Below are 17,456 nucleotides of genomic sequence, written 5' to 3'. Positions count from 1 at the left end.
GAATGACCGCCGCCGCGGAAGTCCGCACCACGGCGTCGTGGCGCGGACTTCCGCGGCGCCTGCGGACGACGATCGCCTCCACGTGGCGGCGTTCGCTCCAGGTGCGCACGGTCTTCATCACGATCGGGCTGTCGACCCTCGCGATCCTCGTCATCGGCCTCTACATCTCGTTCAGCGTCGCGTCGAACCTGTTCCAGGACCAGCGTTCGCGCGTGCTCGAGGTCTCGAACAACGCCACCACCGCCGCGCAGCTGATCCTCGACTCCTCCGACGCGGCCGACCGCGGCTCGCTGCAGCTGCTCATGAAGGCGACCATCGACACCGTCACGAGCATCGCCGGCACCAACGACATCGCGATCTTCCGGGCCCCCGATCAGCCGACGAGCAACAACGCCCCGCCCGATCGGCTCAGCCCCGACCTCGCGGGCGTGATCTCGCCCGCGCTCCGCGCGCAGGTGCAGGAGCACCCCGAGAACCAGTACTGGCAGTCGGTCGCACTCGAGAACTCCTCGGGCGGCACCAACCCCGGCATCGTGGTCGGCAGCGGCCTCCAGGTGCCCGCCGGCGCAGGGCGGTACGAGCTCTACCTCGGCTACAACCTCTCCGAGGCCCAGCAGACCCTCGCCTTCATGCAGGTGACCGGCACGGTCGGCGCGATCGCGCTCATCGCCCTGCTCAGCGCCATCACGCTCGTCGTCGTGCGCGGCGTGATCGAGCCGATCCGCACGACCGCGTCCACGAGCCGCCGCCTCGCCGCCGGCGATCTCGGCGTGCGTATCCCCGCGCGCGGCGAAGACGAACTGGCGTCGCTCGCGGCATCCTTCAACGGCATGGCCGACAGCCTCCAGGCGCGCATTCGCGAGCTCGCCGAGCTCTCGGTCATGCAGCAGCGCTTCGTGTCGGATGTCTCGCACGAGCTCCGTACGCCGCTCACGACCATCCGGCTCGCCGGCGATGTGCTCTACGGCCAGCGCGAGGACTTCGCGGGCCCCACGGCCCGAACCGTCGAACTGCTGCACACCCAGACCGAGCGGTTCGAGCGCCTGCTCGGCGACCTGCTCGAGATCAGCCGGTACGACGCCGGATCGGTGACGCTCGCGACCGAGCCGACCAACCTCGTGCACCTTGCCGGCGACGTCATCGAGGAGATGCACGGTCTCGCCCGCGAACGCGGATCCGAGCTCCGGCTCGAGGCGCCCGGCGGCCACCTCGACGCCGAGGTCGATCCGCGCCGGGTGCGCCGGATCGTCACCAACCTGCTCGGCAATGCGATCGAGCACGGCGAGGGGCGCCCCATCGTCGTCGCGGTCGACAGCAACGCGAGCGCGATCGCGCTCTCGGTGCGCGACTACGGGCTCGGCATGACCACCGAGGCGGCCGAGCGCGTGTTCGACCGGTTCTGGCGGGCCGACCCGAGCCGGGTGCGCACCATCGGCGGCACCGGGCTCGGTCTCGCGATCTCGCTCGAAGACGCCGTCGCGCACGGCGGGCACCTCGACGTGTGGTCCCACCCGGGCCAGGGGAGCGTCTTCCGGTTGACGCTGCCGCGGTCCGCGCGGGCCGGCCTCGATCCGAACGCTGCCGCGGTCTCCCCGCTGCCGCTCGAGCCGGGCGACCCCGAGGCGGCCGGACCGCCGCCGACGGCCTCCGTGGGGGCCATCCTCCCCGACGACGATCGCGAGGTGCACGATGCGTAGGGGGCTGCTCGCGGCATCCGTCGCCATGCTGTCGCTCCTGCTGAGCGGGTGCGTGTCCATCCCGAGCTCGGGCAACGTTCAGCAGGGCGACCCGGCGCCGTCCGACGCCTCGTCGCTCGACCTCGACATCCTGGTCGATCCTCCGATCGTCGACGGCACCCAGCAGCAGATCCTCGACGGCTTCCTCACGGCGGCGCTCAGTCCGCGGAACAACTACCAGGCGGCGTACGAGTTCCTCACGCCGGCGTTCAAGGAGCAGTGGCAGGCCGACGAGAACGCCACGATCGACGTGCTCGCCGATCGCGAGTTCGAAGAGGTCTCCGACGCGCAGATCCGCCTCACTGCGACGCCGGCGGCGTCGCTGCGCGACAACGGCCAGTACGAGGTCGCCACCTCTGCGGCGCCGCTCCCGCTCGAGTACGACTTCGAGCAGATCGACGGGCAGTGGCGCATCGCGGGCGCGCCTGCGGGCATCGTGATCGACCAGGCGAACTTCACGCAGGTGTTCCGGGAGTACACCCTGTACTTCTTCGATCCCGCCTACCGCTTCCTGGTGCCCGACTCCCGATGGTTCGCCGGCCGGGACTCCGCGCAGACGAGCGTCGTGCAGGCGCTGCTCGCCGGGCCCGCCGCGTGGCTGGCCCCCGGCGTGACCTCGGCGTTCCCCGAGGGCACCGAGCTCTCGCCGGCCGCGGTGCCGGTGTCGGGGCGCGTCGCCGAGGTCTCGCTCACCGGAGCCGCGTTCGACGACACCGCCGCAGCCCAGCGCATGCAGTTGCAGCTCAACCAGAGCCTGGTCGGCAGTGTGCGCAACGTGGGCGAGGTCGCCCTGATCCTCAACGGCGTCGAATCCGAGGCCGGCGTCCCGGCGAATCCGGCGGTGCGCGACCCCCGCGTCGACCCTCGCCCGGTCGTGTTCGACGGCGAATCGCTCGGCTACCTCTCGACCTCGGGCGACGGCATCACGCCGATCCCGGGCATCTCGGAGCAGGTCGCGCAGTCCGGCGCGACGGGCGCGGCGATCGGGCCGGATGCCGAATCCGCGGCGATCCTCGACGCGTCGGGCGTTTCGGTCCTCACGGCCGACGCCGACCCGGTGGCGCTCGACCCGAGGGCGGGCCTGATCACCCCGGCGTTCGACCGCGCCGGCATCGTCTGGTCGGTGCCGGCCGGGGCGCCCGCCGACCTCGCATGGTTCTCGGCCGACGGCCAGAGCAACGGGCGTCTCACGGTGCCCTGGTCGGGCACGTCGATCGCCGCGATCGAGGTCTCCCGCGACGGCACGCGCCTGCTCGCGCTCCTCGGCGACGGCCCACGAACGTACTTCCTCGTCGCGGCCATCAGCCGCGATGCCGACGGCCTGCCCACCGCGCTCGGCACCGACGTGCTGCGGCTCGCCGAGGTCGACGGTCTGCCGCTCGACGTCGCGTGGGTCGACGGCCGCTCGGTCGTGTCGCTCACGCGCGTCGCGGGCGACGCCACCCGCATCGTCACGCAGGACCTCGGCGGCTTCGCGTCGACCCGCGACGGCCCGTCGGCCGGGCGCCTCCTCGACGCCGGCAACAGCATCCGCGACGTGCGCGTGCTCACCGACGCCGGGTCGCTCGTCGTGCAGAGCGGCGTCGGCTGGCAGGAGCGGGCGAACGGCATCCGGTTCGTCGCGTCGCAGCTCCCCGGCTGACCGGCACCGCTCCTCCCCGGGCATGCGCACGCGGCATCCGTCGTGCCTGCCGAGTTCTCGGGGGCGGATGTCGCGGCGCGACCCTCACGCTCGGTGCATGTCGTCCCCTCTCGCCCGTTCGACCCGCCTCGAGCGCGCCGCGCCTGCTGACGGGTCGGTGGGCGCCGCGCTCGCGGCAGCCCTCGCTGCCGCCCTCGCGACGGTGATGCCGGTCTCGTGCGCCGGGTGCGGACAGCCCGACGTCGCGGTCTGCGCCGGGTGCCGGGACGCGGCGGCCGCACGGCCTGTCGAGGTGTCGCGGGCGGAACTCAGGGTTCATGCGGGGCTCGAATACGGCGACGTCGTGGCGTCCCTCATCGGCGCCTTCAAAGACGGAGGGCGAGCGGATGTCGCGCGCGTGCTCGCCCCGGCGCTCGCCGCGTCGATCGGCACCGCCCTCGTGGGCGTGCCGCGGACGCTCGGAGGCGCGAGCGGGGGCGGCCTGCTCGTGGCGACGGTGCCGTCGACGCCGGCCGCGCTCCGCGCTCGCGGATACCGGCCGGTGCCTGTGCTGCTCGCCGCATGCGGCATCCGGTCGACCCCGGTGCTGCGGCTCGCGCGCGAGCGCGACGACCAGGCCGGACTCGGCGCCGCCGCCCGAGCCGCCAACGCCGCGGGCGGGCTCGTGGCCCGCAAGCGCCTCGACGGCCACCGGTTCCTGCTCGTCGACGACGTGCTGACGACCGGCTCGACCCTCCTCGAGGCACGCCGTGCGCTGGTGGCCGCCGGCGCGACCGTCGAGGCCGTGGCCGTGCTCGCCGAGACGCCGTTGCGCATCGGGCGACGTTCAGGATCCTCTCGGTGAACAGATGGTGACATCCGATGGTGGGCAGACTACGGTGGCAGGACAGGCGTGGACTACCACCCTTCAGAACCGGGTGACACGTCGGTGGATGGAGGTCGTCATGGAACTGAACATCGTCGGACGAAACCTGGGGATCACGGATCGCTTCCGTACCTACGCGACCGAGAAGTCGGAGAAGATCTCCCACCTCGCCGACCGAGCCATTCAGCTCGACGTGAAGCTTTCGCGTCACCACGAGAAGAACGGCAACACCGGGCCCGACCGCGTCGAGCTCACTCTCGTCGGCAAGGGGCCCGTCGTCCGGGCCGAGGCCGACGGCTCCGACAAGTACGCGGCGTTCGACGTCGCGCTCGGCCGATTGCTCGAACGCATCCGCCGGGCCAAAGACCGCCGAAAGGTCCATCGCGGCCAGCATCGGCCGACCTCGATCCGAGAGGCGACCGACCTCGGCTTCGCAGAGGTGGGCGTGCAGGCCGCCCGACCCGAGGTCCTCGAGCAGGTGCGCACCGGATCCATCCCCGTCATCGACGAGGCCGCGTCCGTCCCCGAGGACGACGACGTGTACTGCCCGGTCGTCATCCGCCGGAAGGTGTTCGCCAAGTCGCCCATGACCGTCGACGATGCACTGTCGTTCATGGAGTTGGTCGGTCACGACTTCTATCTCTTCGTCGACTCCGAGACCGGTCGTCCGAGCGTCGTCTATCGCCGCAAGGGTTGGGACTACGGCCTCATCGGCCTCGACGAGGACGCCGACGCGTTCATCGACGACGAAGAGGTCCCGCTGCAGCGCGCGAGCGCCTAGCCGCGGCATCCGTCAGCCATCGCCCCGCTGAGGGCGGACGACGCCACCGAGATCGCGAACCCGCGAGTCGGTGGCGTCGTCGCGTTCGCGACGGGCGAAGTCCGATCGTGCCCGTACGGTCTCCTCACCGAGACCGCCCAGCCCGCTGCCCGCTAGCATGGTTATGCTGCCGTCGATACGGCGCAACCCGGCGTGCCTTCGGCGTTCCACCCGAGGGACGTTCCTCCGAGAACATGGCGCGCCGCAATGACAGGAGATCATTCGTGGCTTCGATTCTGGAGAAGGTCCTCCGCGTCGGCGAGGGCCGAACCCTCAAGCGACTGCAGAATTACGCGGCGGCCATCAACGCGCTCGAAGACGACTTCACCGCCCTCACCGACGAGGAGCTGAAGCACGAGACGGTCGAGTTCCGCGAGCGGTACGCCAACGGCGAGTCCCTCGACGACCTGCTGCCCGAGGCCTTCGCCGCGGTGCGCGAGGCGAGCCGCCGCACCCTCGGCCTTCGCCACTTCGACGTGCAGCTCATGGGCGGCGCCGCCCTGCACCTCGGCAACATCGCCGAGATGAAGACCGGTGAGGGCAAGACGCTCGTCGCCACCACGGCCGCCTACCTGAACGCGCTCGCCAGCCGTGGCGTGCACGTCATCACGGTCAACGACTTCCTCGCGAGCTACCAGTCCGAGCTCATGGGCCGCGTGTTCCGTGCGCTCGGCATGACCACCGGATGCATCGTGGCCGGCCAGACCCCGCAGGTGCGTCGCGAGCAGTACGCCGCCGACATCACCTACGGCACGAACAACGAGTTCGGCTTCGACTACCTGCGCGACAACATGGCGTGGCAGACGGCCGACATGGTGCAGCGCGGGCACTTCTTCGCGGTGGTCGACGAGGTCGACTCGATCCTCATCGACGAGGCGCGCACGCCGCTCATCATCTCGGGTCCGGCATCGGGCGAGGCGAACCGCTGGTTCGCCGAGTTCGCGAACCTCGCCCGCCGTCTCACGCCCGGCGAGGACTACGAGGTCGACGAGAAGAAGCGCACCGTCGGCGTGCTCGAAGAGGGCATCGAGAAGGTCGAGGACTACCTCGGCATCGACAACCTCTACGAGTCGGCGAACACCCCGCTCATCTCGTTCCTGAACAACTCCATCAAGGCGAAGGCCCTGTTCAAGCGCGACAAGGACTACGTCGTGATGAACGGCGAAGTGCTCATCGTCGATGAGCACACCGGTCGCATCCTCGTCGGCCGCCGCTACAACGAGGGCATCCACCAGGCCATCGAGGCGAAGGAGGGCGTGCAGGTCAAGGCCGAGAACCAGACCCTCGCGACCGTCACGCTGCAGAACTACTTCCGCCTCTACGACAAGCTCTCGGGCATGACCGGTACGGCCGAGACCGAGGCCGCCGAGTTCATGGCGACCTACAAGCTGGGCGTCGTGCCGATCCCCACGAACAAGCCGATGCTCCGCATCGACCAGTCCGACCTCGTCTACAAGAACGAGGAGATCAAGTTCGCCCAGGTCGTCGAGGACATCGTCGAGCGGCACCAGAAGGGCCAGCCGGTGCTCGTCGGCACCACGAGCGTCGAGAAGAGCGAGTACCTCTCGCGACTGCTCGCCAAGAAGGGCGTCCGGCACGAAGTGCTGAACGCGAAGAACCACGCACGCGAGGCGGCGATCGTCGCGCAGGCAGGTCGGTACGGCTCCGTCACGGTCGCCACGAACATGGCCGGCCGCGGTACCGACGTCATGCTCGGTGGCAACGCCGAGTTCCTCGCCGTGCAGCAGATGCACGAGAAGGGACTCAGCCCCGTCGAGACGCCCGACGAGTACGAGGCCGCCTGGGACGGCGTGTTCGACGCCGTGAAGGCAGAGGTCTCGACCGAGGCCGAGCGCGTGCTCGAGGCCGGCGGACTCTACGTGCTCGGCACCGAGCGCCACGAGTCGCGTCGCATCGACAACCAGCTGCGCGGTCGTTCCGGCCGTCAGGGCGACCCCGGCGAGAGCCGCTTCTACCTGTCGCTGACCGACGACCTCATGCGCCTCTTCAACGCGGGTGCGGCGGAGAGCCTCATGTCGCGCGGCGTGCCCGACGACGTGGCCATCGAATCGAAGGTCGTCTCCCGAGCCATCCGCTCGGCGCAGTCGCAGGTCGAGGCGCGCAACGCCGAGATCCGCAAGAACGTGCTCAAGTACGACGACGTCCTCAACCGCCAGCGCGAGGCCATCTACGGCGACCGCCGTCACGTGCTCGAGGGCGACGACCTGCACGAGCGCACGCAGCGCTTCCTCGAAGACGTCGTCGACGAGGTGCTCGACTCGCACACGGCCGAGGGCAACCCCGACGAGTGGGACTTCGACGCCCTCTGGACCGAGCTCAAGACGCTCTACCCGATCGGCATCACGATCGACGAGGTCGTCGCCGAGGCGGGCGAGAAGGGTCGCGTGAACCGCCAGTTCATCCGTACCGAGATCATGTCCGACGCGAAGCTCGCGTACGACCGTCGTGAGCAGCAGCTCGGCAGCCCCGCGATGCGCGAGCTCGAGCGACGCGTCGTGCTCTCGGTCATCGATCGCCGCTGGCGCGACCACCTCTACGAGATGGACTACCTGAAGGACGGCATCGGCCTGCGCGCCATGGCCCAGCGCGACCCGCTGGTCGAGTACCAGCGCGAGGGCTACGCCATGTTCCAGCAGATGATGGGCTCCATCCGCGAAGAGACGGTCGGATTCCTCTTCAACCTCGAGGTCGAGGTCGCGCCGCAGGGTGCGGGCATCGAGGCGAAGGGACTCTCGCGCCCCGAGGCTCCCCAGGACAAGCTCAGCTACTCCGCCCCGAGCGACTCGGGCGGCGTCGAGGTGCGCAACGATCGCGGACAGGTGCAGCAGGCCGCCACGCAGCGCGCCCGTCGCGCGGTCGCCCAGGCGCAGTCGCAGCCGCAGGCCCCGGCGGCCGAGCAGCCTCGCGGTGCCTTCGGGCAGCGCGGCGACGGCGGCGGCGATGCGGCACCGCAGAACCGGGCAGAGCGCCGCGCTCAGGAGCGCAAGGGCAACTAGCCCAAAGGCGACGGGGCCGGTCATCCGATGGATGGCCGGCCCCGTCGTCGTTGTCGTCGTCGTTGTCGTCGTCGTTGTCGTTGTCGGTGTCGGGTGATCGTCGCATCAGCCGGTGATGGCCGTGGTCGGCGCGCGTCACGGCGTGGGCGGGTGTGCGGACGTCGGCACGGGGTGTTCGCCCGACCGGATCGCCCGTCGTCGATCGCCGGTGCGCCGGACCGACCCAGGTCGCGGTCAGAGGACCGTGATCGCGCTCGCCCGCCACCGCTGATCGAGGCCCTCGAGGCGGATCGCGACGGCGCGCACCCGGTGAGGCTGGTGCACGAGCACGACGGCTTCGACCACGCCGTCGGCGGGTTCGCTCGTCACGACGCGCCCCAAGCGGAACACGGGACGCTGCGGCGCGACGCCCTTGACCCGACGGGACCGATTGGCGAGGACGACGCGCATCGAGAGGCTGCGGTAGACGTCGTCGGTGACCCAGCGAGCGAGCTGTTCGAGGTCGCGAGCCCCGGCCATCACCTCGACGACGCAGTGCGTGAGGCTCTGCAGCATGGCCGAGGGATCGGGCAGCTCAGTGCGTCTCGACGCCTGCGGGCCGAACAACTCGTCATCGTCGAGGAACGCAGCGGAGGTGCGCGCGTCGGGGCGCAGGGCGGGGCGTGCGGGCATCTGTGCTCCATCGGGAGGGGACGGCGTGGGCCTGGGGGGCGGGCCCCCGAATGGGGGACAATTCGGGCGGCCCTGCGTTGAATGTATGAGCGCGGCGGAATACATGTCAAGAGGGTGTTTCAACCTGTGGAGAACAGCGCGCTCACCGACGTCACGGCAGGTAACGTGCCTGCATGCGGTGGGACCTCCTGTTCGACGACCTGGAGGCGCGACTCGACCAGGAGCAGCGCGACGAGGAGCGAGCCCTCGCGCTCGAAGAGGAGCGTCTGCGGCTCGGCCGTCTGAGCCTCCGCGATCGGTTCGCGGGCATGGCGCGAGCCATCCACGACGATCTCGCCGCCTTCATCCGCGTCGAGCTCCGCACCGGCGCGACGCTCGCCGTGCGCCCGTCCGCGTTCGGTCGCGACTGGATGAGCGCCGATCAGCTCGACGGCGACCGCAGCGGGCGGCACTGCATCGTGCCGTTCGAGGCGATCGCGGCCGTGCTAGCCGGCCCGACGCTGCTCGAGCGGAGCCTCGAGCCGATGCCGGAGGCGTCGTCGAGCCTGACCGATCGAATGGGGCTCGCGTTCCCGCTCAGGGACCTCAGCCGGCGCCGTGCACCCGTGCACGTGCTGACCGAGAGCGGGCGCGTGCACGGCACGATCGATCGGGTCGCCCGCGACCACCTCGATCTCGCGCTGCACCCGGCCGGCACGCCGCGCCGCGAGCGCGAGGTGCAGGGATACCGGATCGTGCCGCTCGATCGGGTGATGCTCGTCTCATTCGGCGCACCGAGCTGATCGAGGCCGCGTCGCGCGCCCACCGGGCGCCGCGCCTCAGGGGTGGAGGCGGCGCGGCCCGAGCGCGGTGACGTTCGAGAAGTCGGTGACGTCGGCGAACTCGCCCTGCTCCCAGAGCGCGGAGCGCCTGGTCTGCTCGAGCCGGAAGTCGATCCAGAACTCGAGCTGGGTGCGCTCGATGCGCCACGGGCCGGCGTCGCCGACCCTGATGGCCGGCAGCTCGCCCGACCGGATGAGCCCCGTGATCGTGGCCGCGTCGACCTCGAGCATTTGCGCGGCGTCGGCGATCGACAGGAAACGCCCCAGCTCGCTCGCATCTGATGTGCTCATTTCTCGATTATCGACCGGAAGGAGCGATCCGAGCCTCCGTGTGGATAACTTCATGGCGATTCGCCAGCCATCCGGAACGATGGTCCCGGTGCGACGGACCGCGTCGCCGAAGGGAGCACGATGCCTCGTCGCACGGAGCGCGGATCGATCCGCATCGACCCGCGCCTGATCATCGGCGTCGTGCTGATCGTCGGCTCGACGGCGGGCGTGTACACGCTGGTCAGCGGCCTCGACGACGCGACCGAGGTCTACACGGCGACCGAGACGTTCACTCCGGGCGCCCTCATCCGCGAGGCCGACCTCATCGTCGAGCGTGTGCGGTTCGGCTCGACCGAGGTGCGGTACCTCGAACCCGACGCGCTGCCCGACGGCGGACTGCTCGTCACGAGCACCATCCGCTCAGGAGAACTCGTGCCGCTCGCCTCAGTCGACGACGTCGACCGCGCGGGCCTCGCGACCGTCGTCGTGCCAAGCAGGGGAGCTCTGCCCGAGGGCGTCGACCGCGGCACCGTGGTCGACGTCTGGTCCGCCCGGCAGCTCGGCCGAGGCGAGTCCGAGCCGCCCACCGTCCTCGTGCCCGAAGCCGAGGTCGCGGCGATCATCGACAGCGGCGGCATGGTCGACGGCGACCAGAGGTCGGTCGAGCTCCTCGTGCCGCGCGACCGCGTCGCCGCGCTGCTGCAGGCGCTGGCCGCCGAGGACGCGATCGACCTGGTGCCTGCCAGGCCCGAGGCCGAGCGATGAGCCGGCTCGCCTTCGCGCTGGAACAGGCCGCAGAAGACCGGCTCCTCGCCGATGCCGTCGAGCACGGCCACCTCATCGTCGGGCGCGCGCTCGCACCGAACGACCTGCTCACGGGACTCGACGTCCTGGCGCCCGAGGTCGTGCTCGTCGGCGCCGGACGCTCGGCGTTGAGCGCGGCACTGCTCGAAGCATGCGACCTCCGCGGCATCCGCATCGTCGCCCTCGCCGCCGACGACGCGGAGCGCGCGCAGGCCCGTGCGCTCGGACTCCACGAGGTGTTCGAGCTCGCGTCGACCTGGCGCGAACTCGAACCCATCGTGAGCGGCGGCGTGCCCGTACCCGCGGCGGCGCACGGCAACGCGGCGGGGCACGAACCCGTGCGAGCGGCATCCGTCATCGCCGTGTGGGGGCCGGCTGGCGCTCCAGGGCGCACGACGGTCGCCGTGAACCTCGCGGCGGAGCTCGCCGCGGCCGGGCATCGGGTGGCCCTCGTCGATGCCGACCCCTATGGCGGCGTCGTGGCCGCCTCGCTCGGGCTCCTCGACGAGGCGCCCGGATTCGCCTCGGCCTGCCGTCTCGCAGGGTCTGGGGCGCTCGATCGGGGCGAGCTCGAACGCATCGCGCAGCGCTACTCGAGCGCTCGCGCGTCGTTCGAGGTGTTCACGGGGCTCGTCGGCCCGAGCCGGTGGCCCGAACTCGCGCGCGATCGGGTCACGACCGCCCTCGGCTCGATCCGCGAATGGGTCGACTACGTCGTCGTCGACACCGGGTTCAGCCTCGAGCACGACGAGGAACTCACGAGCGACCAGTTCGCACCGCGTCGCAACGCGGCCACGTTCGCGACCCTCGCGCTCGCCGACGAGGTCGTCGCCGTCGGCCTGGCCGATCCGGTCGGGCTCTCGAGGCTGCTCCGCGGGCACGCCGAGCTGGTCGACCTCGTCGACCCCGGCCGCATCCGCGTGGTCGTGAACCGCGTCCGCACGAGCGCGCTCGGCATCGACGCCTACGGGCAGGTCCGCCAGACGATGCGACGGTTCGCCGGGCTCTCGGACGTCGTCATGCTCCCGCACGACGGCAGGGCGGTCGATGCCGCGATCCTCACTGCGCGCACCCTGCGCGACGCGGCGCCGAAGTCCCCGCTCCGCACGGCGGTCCGCGACTTCGCGCACGACGCGTTCCTGCCGGCGCCGCCGGTCGCCGTGCGGCGGCGCCGGTTCGGTCCCGTTCGGGCCGGGGTCGCGGCGACCTGACGCGGGCCTGTGCGGCGGAGTCGCGATGGCCGCGGCATCCGACCAGTACGCTTGAACCGTGTCGACCCTCAGTGATCTCGTCCTCGCCCAGGGCCGCAGCAGTCAGGCCGACGTCGATTGGCTGCACATGCTCGTCGGCGACCTGCAGCTGCTCGCGGACCTCGCCTTCGCAGACATCGTGCTCTGGGTGCCCTCCGGAGACGACGACTTCGTCGCCGTCGCGCACTCGCGTCCGTCGAGCGCGGCCACCCTCTTCTACCGCGACTTCGTCGGCCAGCCGATCAAGTCGCAGTGGCGCGAACTCGTCGACGAGGCGTTCCACGGTGCGCGCATCGCCGACTCCTCGGCGCCCGACTGGTACGAGGAGATGCCGACCCGCGTTCGCGCCGTGCCCGTCATGCGGCGCCTGGCGCTGACGGGCACGAAGGTCGCACCGGAGCCGGTCGCGGTGATCACCCGGCACACGAACCTGGGGGCAACGCGCACCGCGAGCCGACAGGAGCTCACGTTCAACGAGTGCGCCGACGAGCTGTTCGAGATGATCGCCTCGGGAGACTTCCCCGACCTCGGTGCGCCGACCGGTCCGCGACGGGGCGCACCGCGAGCCTCCGACGGCCTGATCCGGCTCGACGTCGACGGCACGACGACGTTCGCGAGCCCCAACGCGCTCTCGGCGTTCAACCGCATGGGCTTCGAAGACGAGCTCGAGGGCGAGTCGCTCGCCGAGGTCACCACGCGACTGCTCACGGGCAAGCTCGTGGTCGATGAATCCCTGCCGCTCGTGGTCACGGGCCGGGCCCCGTGGCGCACCGACGTCGAGTCGCGCGGGGTGACGGTGTCGCTGCGGGCGATTCCGATCCGGCGCACGGGCGAGCGCATCGGTGCGATCGTGCTGAGTCGCGACGTGACCGAACTCCGCCACCAGGAGCAGGAGCTCATCACCAAGGACGCGACGATCCGCGAGATCCACCACCGCGTCAAGAACAACCTGCAGACGGTCGCGTCGCTGCTGCGCATCCAGGCGCGGCGCACGCACTCCGACGAGGCGCGCGAGGCGCTGACGCAGGCCATGCGCCGCGTCGGCGCGATCGCCGTCGTGCACGACACCCTGTCGGAGGGCCTCTCGCAGAACGTCGACTTCGACGCCGTGTTCGACCGCGCATTGCTGCTCGTCGCCGAGGTCGCCTCGGCCCACAACACCACCGCGCATCCGAAGCGCTCCGGCTCGTTCGGCGTCCTGCCGAGCGAGTACGCGACCCCGCTCGCGCTCGCGTTGACCGAGCTCGTGACGAACGCGGTCGAGCACGGACTCGCGGGTCAGGAGGGCGATGTCGAGATCATCGCCGAGCGCTCCGACACGATGCTCAGCGTGCAGGTGCGCGACACCGGATCCGGCCTGCCGGAGGGCAAGGTCGGCGAGGGCCTCGGCACGCAGATCGTGCGCACGCTCATCCAGGGCGAGCTGGGCGGCACCATCGACTGGCACACGGTCGTCGGCCGCGGCACCGAGGTCACCATCGAGGTTCCGCTGCGCTGGATCACGTCCGCCTGAGATCGCACCTCGCCTCGAACGCGAAACGGCGCCGTGACCTCGAGGGTCGCGGCGCCGTTCCGTGCTGTGGTGCAGGCTGGGTCAGCCGGCGCGACGTGCGCGGGCCGCGCGGCGCTTGAGTGCGCGGCGCTCGTCTTCGCTGAGGCCACCCCACACGCCCGAGTCCTGACCGGTCTCGAGGGCGTACTGGAGGCAGATCTCGGTGACGGTGCATCGGGCGCACACGGCCTTCGCCTTCTCGATCTGGTCGACGGCGGGACCAGTGTTGCCGACCGGGAAGAAAAGCTCCGGGTCAGCCGTGAGGCAGGCGGCCTTGTCGCGCCAATCCATGAAGATGCTCCTTGCGATGTGTTTCGTTTGCAGACGCGCACGATTGCGCGAGCCGTAGCCGGCTGTGCTGCTTTGGGGGAATGGCCGAATTACGGGAAGTAGGATCGGAATCGATCGGCTCACGTCCCTGTGAGCATCAATTCGGCCTCATAAATGTTCGCATAGTGATGAGACCGAATCAATAGCCGTGAATGGGATATCGCTGTGAATACCGACGAAACTGACGCGAACATGCCGCGCAACGCATCCGATGCCGGAGGCGTGCGCGCGGCGCTGATCACGATCTCGGGCGTGCTCGTCCTGGAGGCGCTCGGACTGATCGCGGTGGTGGTCTGGCTGGTCGTCGATCTGCTCTCACTCGCGCCGTCGTCGTACGCGACGGCGATCGCACTGCTCGTGCTCGTGCTGATCGCCGCGCTGTGGGTCGGTGCGATCGCGATCGGTTCGCTGCGGCGTGCGCCGTGGTCGCGAGGGTCGGCGATCGTGTGGCAGGTGCTGCAGGTGTCGATCGCGGTCGGCGCGTTCCAGGGCATGTTCGCGAGGCCGGATGTCGGGTGGGTGCTGCTGGTGCCGGCGATCACCGTGATCGGGCTCCTGCTGTGGACGCCCGTGCGCCTGGCGTACTCGCGCGACGACGCCGAACGGGCGCCGCACGGCGCGTGAGCGTCGTGGGCGCCCGTCGGCGTCTGCAGCGGGCGCGGTGGCGTGGGCCTAGCCGTCGAGCCCGAGCTCGCGACGCACGCGTGCGACGTGCCCGGTGGCCTTGACGTTGTACCAGGCGTGCTCGATGACGCCGTCGACGCCGATGACCAGGGTCGAGCGGATGGACCCGATGTAGGTCTTGCCGTAGTTCTGCTTCTCGCCCCAGACGCCGTAGCGCTGCTGCACGGCGACATCCTCGTCGGAGAGGAGCGTGTAGTTCAGTCCGTCGCGCTCGGCGAAGCGGGCGAGCTTCTCGACGGCGTCCTTGGAGACGCCGACCACCCGCACGCCTGCGGAGGCGAACGAGTTGAGGTTGTCGCGGAAGTCGCAGGCCTCGGTCGTGCAGCCGGGGGTCATCGCCTCGGGGTAGAAGTAGAGCACGACGCGTTCGCCGCGGAGCGACGAGAGCGTGATGGGGGTGCCGTGCTGATCGTTCAGGGTGAAGTCTGGTGCGAGGTCGCCGGGGGCGAGTCGTGCGTCGGTCATGCTTCCATCGTGTCACGGCTGCGACGAGGGTTGGCTGCGCACGTCTGGTGCGACGGATGCCGCGGGCGGGCGGTGGCGCGTCGGCAGGCGACGCTCATCGGAACGTCTCGAGCAACCGCTGCAACGAGTCGAGTCGGGCGCGGCCGGTGTCGCCGAGTTCTCCGGCGTCGACCGCTTCGACGATGGCGCAGTCGGGGGCGTCGGGCAGGTGCGTGCAGCCGCGCGGGCACTGCTCGGCGATGGCGGCGAGATCGCTGAAGGCGCCGAGGATGTTCGAGGGGTCCACGTGGCCGAGGCCGAACGAGCGCACGCCGGGGGTGTCGATGACCCAGCCGCGTCCGGCGGGGGAGTCCAGGCGCAGCGAGACGGTCGACGACGACGTGTGCCGCCCGCGTCCGGTGACGGTGTTGACGACGCCGGTCGCGCGGTCGGCACCGGGGACGAGCGCGTTCACGAGGGTCGACTTGCCGACGCCCGAGTGGCCGACGAACACGGTGCGGTGGTCGACGAGCTCGGCGGTGATCAGTTCGATCGGCATGTCGTCGGTGCGCGACCGCACGACCGGCAGGTCGAGTCCGGCGAAGTTCTCGAGGAACTCGGACGGGTCGGCGAGGTCGGTCTTCGTGATGCAGAGGATCGGCTGGATGCGGGCGTCGTACGCGGCGACGAGGTAGCGGTCGACGAGCCGGATGCGCGGCTCGGGGTTCGCCGCGGCGACGACGATGAGCATCTGGTCGGCGTTGGCGACGATGACGCGCTCGACCTCGTCGGTGTCGTCGGCGCTGCGGCGGAGCAGGGTGCTGCGTTCGAGCACGCGCACGATGCGGGCGAGCGAGCCCTCGTCGCCCGTGGTGTCGCCGACGAGGTCGACGCGGTCGCCCGTGACGACGGACTTGCGTCGCAGTTCGCTCGCCCGAGCGGCCGTCAGTGTGCGCTCGTCGGGGCCGTTCTCGTCGACCATGACCGTGTAGCGCCCGCGGTCCACTCCGAGCACGAGGCCGACGACGGCGTCGGCGTGCTGCGGGCGCGTCTTGGTGCGCGGCCGACTGCCGCGACGACTGGGACGCACCCGAACGCTCGACTCGTCGAACTCGGGTTCGTCCTCGTCGTCGCCCGCGTCCCACCAGCTCATGCGAGCATCTGCTCCCAGAGCGCGGTGAACTGGGGCAGGGTCTTGCTCGTGGAGCCGATGTCGTCGACGATGACGCCGTCGACGCCGAGTCCGACGATCGCGCCCGTCGTCGCCATGCGGTGGTCGGCGTAGGCGCGCCACGGGCCGCCGTGCAGCGGTGCGGGCACGATCTGCAGGCCGTCGTCGAGTTCGCGCACGTCGCCGCCGAGCCCGTTCAGCTCGGCGACGAGCGCCGCGAGACGATCGGTCTCGTGGTGGCGGATGTGCCCGATGCCCGTGAAGGTGCTGGGTCCGTCGGCGAACGCGGCCAGGGCGACGAGGTTCGGCACCAGTTCGCCGGCCTCCGAGAGGTCGAGATCGGCTCCGCGGATGCCGCGGCCGCCGTCTGCGGTGCGCTCAGGCGCCCGGACGGTGAGCCGGTCTCCGGCACGTTCGACGATCGCACCGAAGCGGGGGAGCAGCTGCTCGAGCTGGGCGCCGACCTGCGTCGTGGTGTCGGGCCAGCCGACGATGCTGACGCTGCCGCCCGCGACGAGCGCGGCAACGAGGAACGGTGCCGCGTTCGAGAGGTCGGGTTCGATCGCGACATCCACCGCACGGATGGGGCCGGGCTCGACGATCCAGCGCCCGGGCTCGGGGGAGGCGACCTCGATGCCGCGCTGGCGCAGCGTCTCGATGGTCATCTCGATGTGCGGCAGGCTCGGCAGGCGCTCGCCGGTGTGGCGCAGGTCGAGTCCGCGCTCGAAGCGGGCCGCGGAGAGCAGCAGGCCGGAGACGAACTGGCTGGAGGCGGATGCGTCGAGCTCGACCGTGCCGCCCTCGATGCGCCCGGTGCCGTGCACGGTGAACGGCAGGGCGCCGCGGCGATCGTCGTCGAGGTCGACGCCGAGTGCGCGCAGGCCGTCGATCGAGCCGCCCATGGGTCGGCGTCGGGCGCCCTCGTCGCCGTCGAACGTGGTGGGTCCGAGCGCGAGCGCCGCGACCGGCGGCACGAACCGCATGACGGTGCCGGCGAGGCCGCACTCGATCGTCGTGGAGCCCAGCAGCTCGTCGGCCGGGATGACGCGCAGGTCGTCGCCGAAGCCGCCGGTTGCCGGCATGCGCTCGAACGAGGTGCCGAGGGCGCGCAGGGCGTCGATCATGAGCTCGCTGTCGCGCGACCAGAGCGGCGCGTGCAGCGTCGACGGACCGTCGGCGAGGGCGGCGAGCACGAGTTCGCGGTTGGTCAGCGACTTCGAACCCGGGAGCGCGAGCACCGAGTCGAGGGCCTTCTCGGCGACGGGCGCGAGCCAGCCCGGGTCGGGCTCGGTCTCGCGGCGGTCGCCGTACGGATCGAACTCGGGCTCGGAATACTTCGAGATCAGCATCGGTTACCAAGAATAGCGTTCGAGAACGC

16 protein-coding genes are annotated in these 17,456 nt (G+C 70.8%); 10 read left to right on the top strand and 6 right to left on the bottom strand.

The window, feature by feature from the left end; all coding sequences use genetic code 11:
* Nucleotides 1-2 precede the first annotated feature (2 nt).
* From mtrB to secA, 5 genes are all read left to right on the top strand, one after another.
* Nucleotides 3-1,697 carry an MtrAB system histidine kinase MtrB gene (mtrB, locus tag ATC03_RS13960; protein ID WP_067878298.1) on the top strand — a complete coding sequence of 565 codons (1,695 nt, stop codon included), beginning with the start codon at nt 3-5 and terminating at the stop codon, nt 1,695-1,697.
* The gene (locus tag ATC03_RS13955) at nt 1,690-3,378 is read left to right on the top strand and encodes an LpqB family beta-propeller domain-containing protein (RefSeq protein WP_084003506.1); all 1,689 of its coding nucleotides are present in this window, start codon (nt 1,690-1,692) and stop codon (nt 3,376-3,378) included. The genes mtrB and ATC03_RS13955 overlap by 8 nt, the downstream gene beginning before the upstream one ends.
* A gap of 97 nt (nt 3,379-3,475) precedes the next feature.
* Nucleotides 3,476-4,222, top strand: coding sequence for a ComF family protein (locus tag ATC03_RS13950; RefSeq protein WP_084003505.1), 747 nt, complete (start codon nt 3,476-3,478; stop codon nt 4,220-4,222).
* Nucleotides 4,223-4,322: 100 nt separating this feature from the next.
* The gene (gene hpf, locus ATC03_RS13945; RefSeq protein WP_067878291.1) at nt 4,323-5,024 is read left to right on the top strand and encodes a ribosome hibernation-promoting factor, HPF/YfiA family; all 702 of its coding nucleotides are present in this window, start codon (nt 4,323-4,325) and stop codon (nt 5,022-5,024) included.
* A gap of 263 nt (nt 5,025-5,287) precedes the next feature.
* The gene (gene secA / locus ATC03_RS13940) at nt 5,288-8,080 is read left to right on the top strand and encodes a preprotein translocase subunit SecA (protein ID WP_067878288.1); all 2,793 of its coding nucleotides are present in this window, start codon (nt 5,288-5,290) and stop codon (nt 8,078-8,080) included.
* A 234-nt stretch (nt 8,081-8,314) separates the two neighbouring features.
* Here secA and ATC03_RS13935 read toward each other — a convergent pair whose 3' ends face one another.
* Nucleotides 8,315-8,752 carry an Rv3235 family protein gene (locus tag ATC03_RS13935; RefSeq protein WP_067878285.1) on the bottom strand — a complete coding sequence of 146 codons (438 nt, stop codon included), beginning with the start codon at nt 8,750-8,752 and terminating at the stop codon, nt 8,315-8,317.
* Nucleotides 8,753-8,925: 173 nt separating this feature from the next.
* Between ATC03_RS13935 and ATC03_RS13930 the strand changes: the two genes are divergently transcribed.
* Nucleotides 8,926-9,534, top strand: a complete 609-nt coding sequence (locus ATC03_RS13930) for a hypothetical protein (protein WP_067878282.1) — start codon at nt 8,926-8,928, stop codon at nt 9,532-9,534.
* A 36-nt stretch (nt 9,535-9,570) separates the two neighbouring features.
* Here ATC03_RS13930 and ATC03_RS13925 read toward each other — a convergent pair whose 3' ends face one another.
* Nucleotides 9,571-9,864, bottom strand: coding sequence for a helix-turn-helix domain-containing protein (locus ATC03_RS13925; protein WP_067878279.1), 294 nt, complete (start codon nt 9,862-9,864; stop codon nt 9,571-9,573).
* 120 nt (nt 9,865-9,984) lie between these two features.
* On the opposite strand from ATC03_RS13925, the gene ATC03_RS20370 reads away from it, so the two are divergent.
* The 3 genes from ATC03_RS20370 to ATC03_RS13910 are packed head-to-tail and all read left to right on the top strand — an operon-like array spanning nt 9,985 to nt 13,410.
* Nucleotides 9,985-10,608 carry a hypothetical protein gene (locus ATC03_RS20370; protein WP_067878276.1) on the top strand — a complete coding sequence of 208 codons (624 nt, stop codon included), beginning with the start codon at nt 9,985-9,987 and terminating at the stop codon, nt 10,606-10,608.
* A complete protein-coding gene (locus ATC03_RS20365; RefSeq protein ID WP_067878272.1) occupies nt 10,605-11,858 on the top strand; it encodes a CpaE/TadZ family protein in 1,254 nt (417 codons plus the stop codon). Before ATC03_RS20370 ends, ATC03_RS20365 begins: the two co-directional genes overlap by 4 nt.
* Nucleotides 11,859-11,916: 58 nt before the next feature.
* On the top strand, nt 11,917-13,410 hold the full coding sequence (locus ATC03_RS13910) for a sensor histidine kinase (RefSeq protein ID WP_067878269.1): 1,494 nt from the start codon (nt 11,917-11,919) through the stop codon (nt 13,408-13,410).
* Nucleotides 13,411-13,491: 81 nt separating this feature from the next.
* Here the strand turns inward: ATC03_RS13910 and ATC03_RS13905 are convergent, their stop codons facing one another.
* Nucleotides 13,492-13,740 (bottom strand): WhiB family transcriptional regulator, encoded by a 249-nt coding sequence (locus tag ATC03_RS13905; RefSeq protein WP_055859573.1) that lies wholly within the window; start codon nt 13,738-13,740, stop codon nt 13,492-13,494.
* Nucleotides 13,741-13,944: 204 nt separating this feature from the next.
* On the opposite strand from ATC03_RS13905, the gene ATC03_RS13900 reads away from it, so the two are divergent.
* Nucleotides 13,945-14,403, top strand: a complete 459-nt coding sequence (locus tag ATC03_RS13900) for a hypothetical protein (protein WP_179947882.1) — start codon at nt 13,945-13,947, stop codon at nt 14,401-14,403.
* A 48-nt stretch (nt 14,404-14,451) separates the two neighbouring features.
* Here the strand turns inward: ATC03_RS13900 and bcp are convergent, their stop codons facing one another.
* From bcp to aroA, 3 genes are all read right to left on the bottom strand, one after another.
* A complete protein-coding gene (gene bcp / locus ATC03_RS13895) occupies nt 14,452-14,928 on the bottom strand; it encodes a thioredoxin-dependent thiol peroxidase (RefSeq protein WP_067878263.1) in 477 nt (158 codons plus the stop codon).
* Between the two features lie 94 nt (nt 14,929-15,022).
* On the bottom strand, nt 15,023-16,060 hold the full coding sequence (rsgA, locus tag ATC03_RS13890; RefSeq protein ID WP_067878260.1) for a ribosome small subunit-dependent GTPase A: 1,038 nt from the start codon (nt 16,058-16,060) through the stop codon (nt 15,023-15,025).
* A complete protein-coding gene (aroA, locus tag ATC03_RS13885) occupies nt 16,057-17,427 on the bottom strand; it encodes a 3-phosphoshikimate 1-carboxyvinyltransferase (RefSeq protein ID WP_067878256.1) in 1,371 nt (456 codons plus the stop codon). Before aroA ends, rsgA begins: the two co-directional genes overlap by 4 nt.
* Nucleotides 17,428-17,456: the final 29 nt, after the last annotated feature.

The sequence above is a fragment of the Agromyces aureus genome, from assembly GCF_001660485.1.
Taxonomy (GTDB): Bacteria; Actinomycetota; Actinomycetes; order Actinomycetales; family Microbacteriaceae; genus Agromyces; species Agromyces aureus.
The sequence above is the reverse complement of the archived record's forward strand: the minus strand, read 5'-3'. Positions and strand labels throughout refer to the sequence as shown.

What these genes read in the sequence shown, in the direction of transcription:
- mtrB (WP_067878298.1), top strand. Translation starts at nt 3, where the DNA reads ATGACCGCCGCCGCGGAAGTCCGCACCACGGCGTCGTGGCGCGGACTT.
- ATC03_RS13955 (WP_084003506.1), top strand. Translation starts at nt 1,690, where the DNA reads ATGCGTAGGGGGCTGCTCGCGGCATCCGTCGCCATGCTGTCGCTCCTG.
- ATC03_RS13950 (WP_084003505.1), top strand. Translation starts at nt 3,476, where the DNA reads ATGTCGTCCCCTCTCGCCCGTTCGACCCGCCTCGAGCGCGCCGCGCCT.
- hpf (WP_067878291.1), top strand. Translation starts at nt 4,323, where the DNA reads ATGGAACTGAACATCGTCGGACGAAACCTGGGGATCACGGATCGCTTC.
- ATC03_RS13935 (WP_067878285.1), bottom strand. Translation starts at nt 8,752, where the DNA reads ATGCCCGCACGCCCCGCCCTGCGCCCCGACGCGCGCACCTCCGCTGCG.
- ATC03_RS13930 (WP_067878282.1), top strand. Translation starts at nt 8,926, where the DNA reads ATGCGGTGGGACCTCCTGTTCGACGACCTGGAGGCGCGACTCGACCAG.
- ATC03_RS13925 (WP_067878279.1), bottom strand. Translation starts at nt 9,864, where the DNA reads ATGAGCACATCAGATGCGAGCGAGCTGGGGCGTTTCCTGTCGATCGCC.
- ATC03_RS20370 (WP_067878276.1), top strand. Translation starts at nt 9,985, where the DNA reads ATGCCTCGTCGCACGGAGCGCGGATCGATCCGCATCGACCCGCGCCTG.
- ATC03_RS20365 (WP_067878272.1), top strand. Translation starts at nt 10,605, where the DNA reads ATGAGCCGGCTCGCCTTCGCGCTGGAACAGGCCGCAGAAGACCGGCTC.
- ATC03_RS13905 (WP_055859573.1), bottom strand. Translation starts at nt 13,740, where the DNA reads ATGGATTGGCGCGACAAGGCCGCCTGCCTCACGGCTGACCCGGAGCTT.
- bcp (WP_067878263.1), bottom strand. Translation starts at nt 14,928, where the DNA reads ATGACCGACGCACGACTCGCCCCCGGCGACCTCGCACCAGACTTCACC.
- rsgA (WP_067878260.1), bottom strand. Translation starts at nt 16,060, where the DNA reads ATGAGCTGGTGGGACGCGGGCGACGACGAGGACGAACCCGAGTTCGAC.
- aroA (WP_067878256.1), bottom strand. Translation starts at nt 17,427, where the DNA reads ATGCTGATCTCGAAGTATTCCGAGCCCGAGTTCGATCCGTACGGCGAC.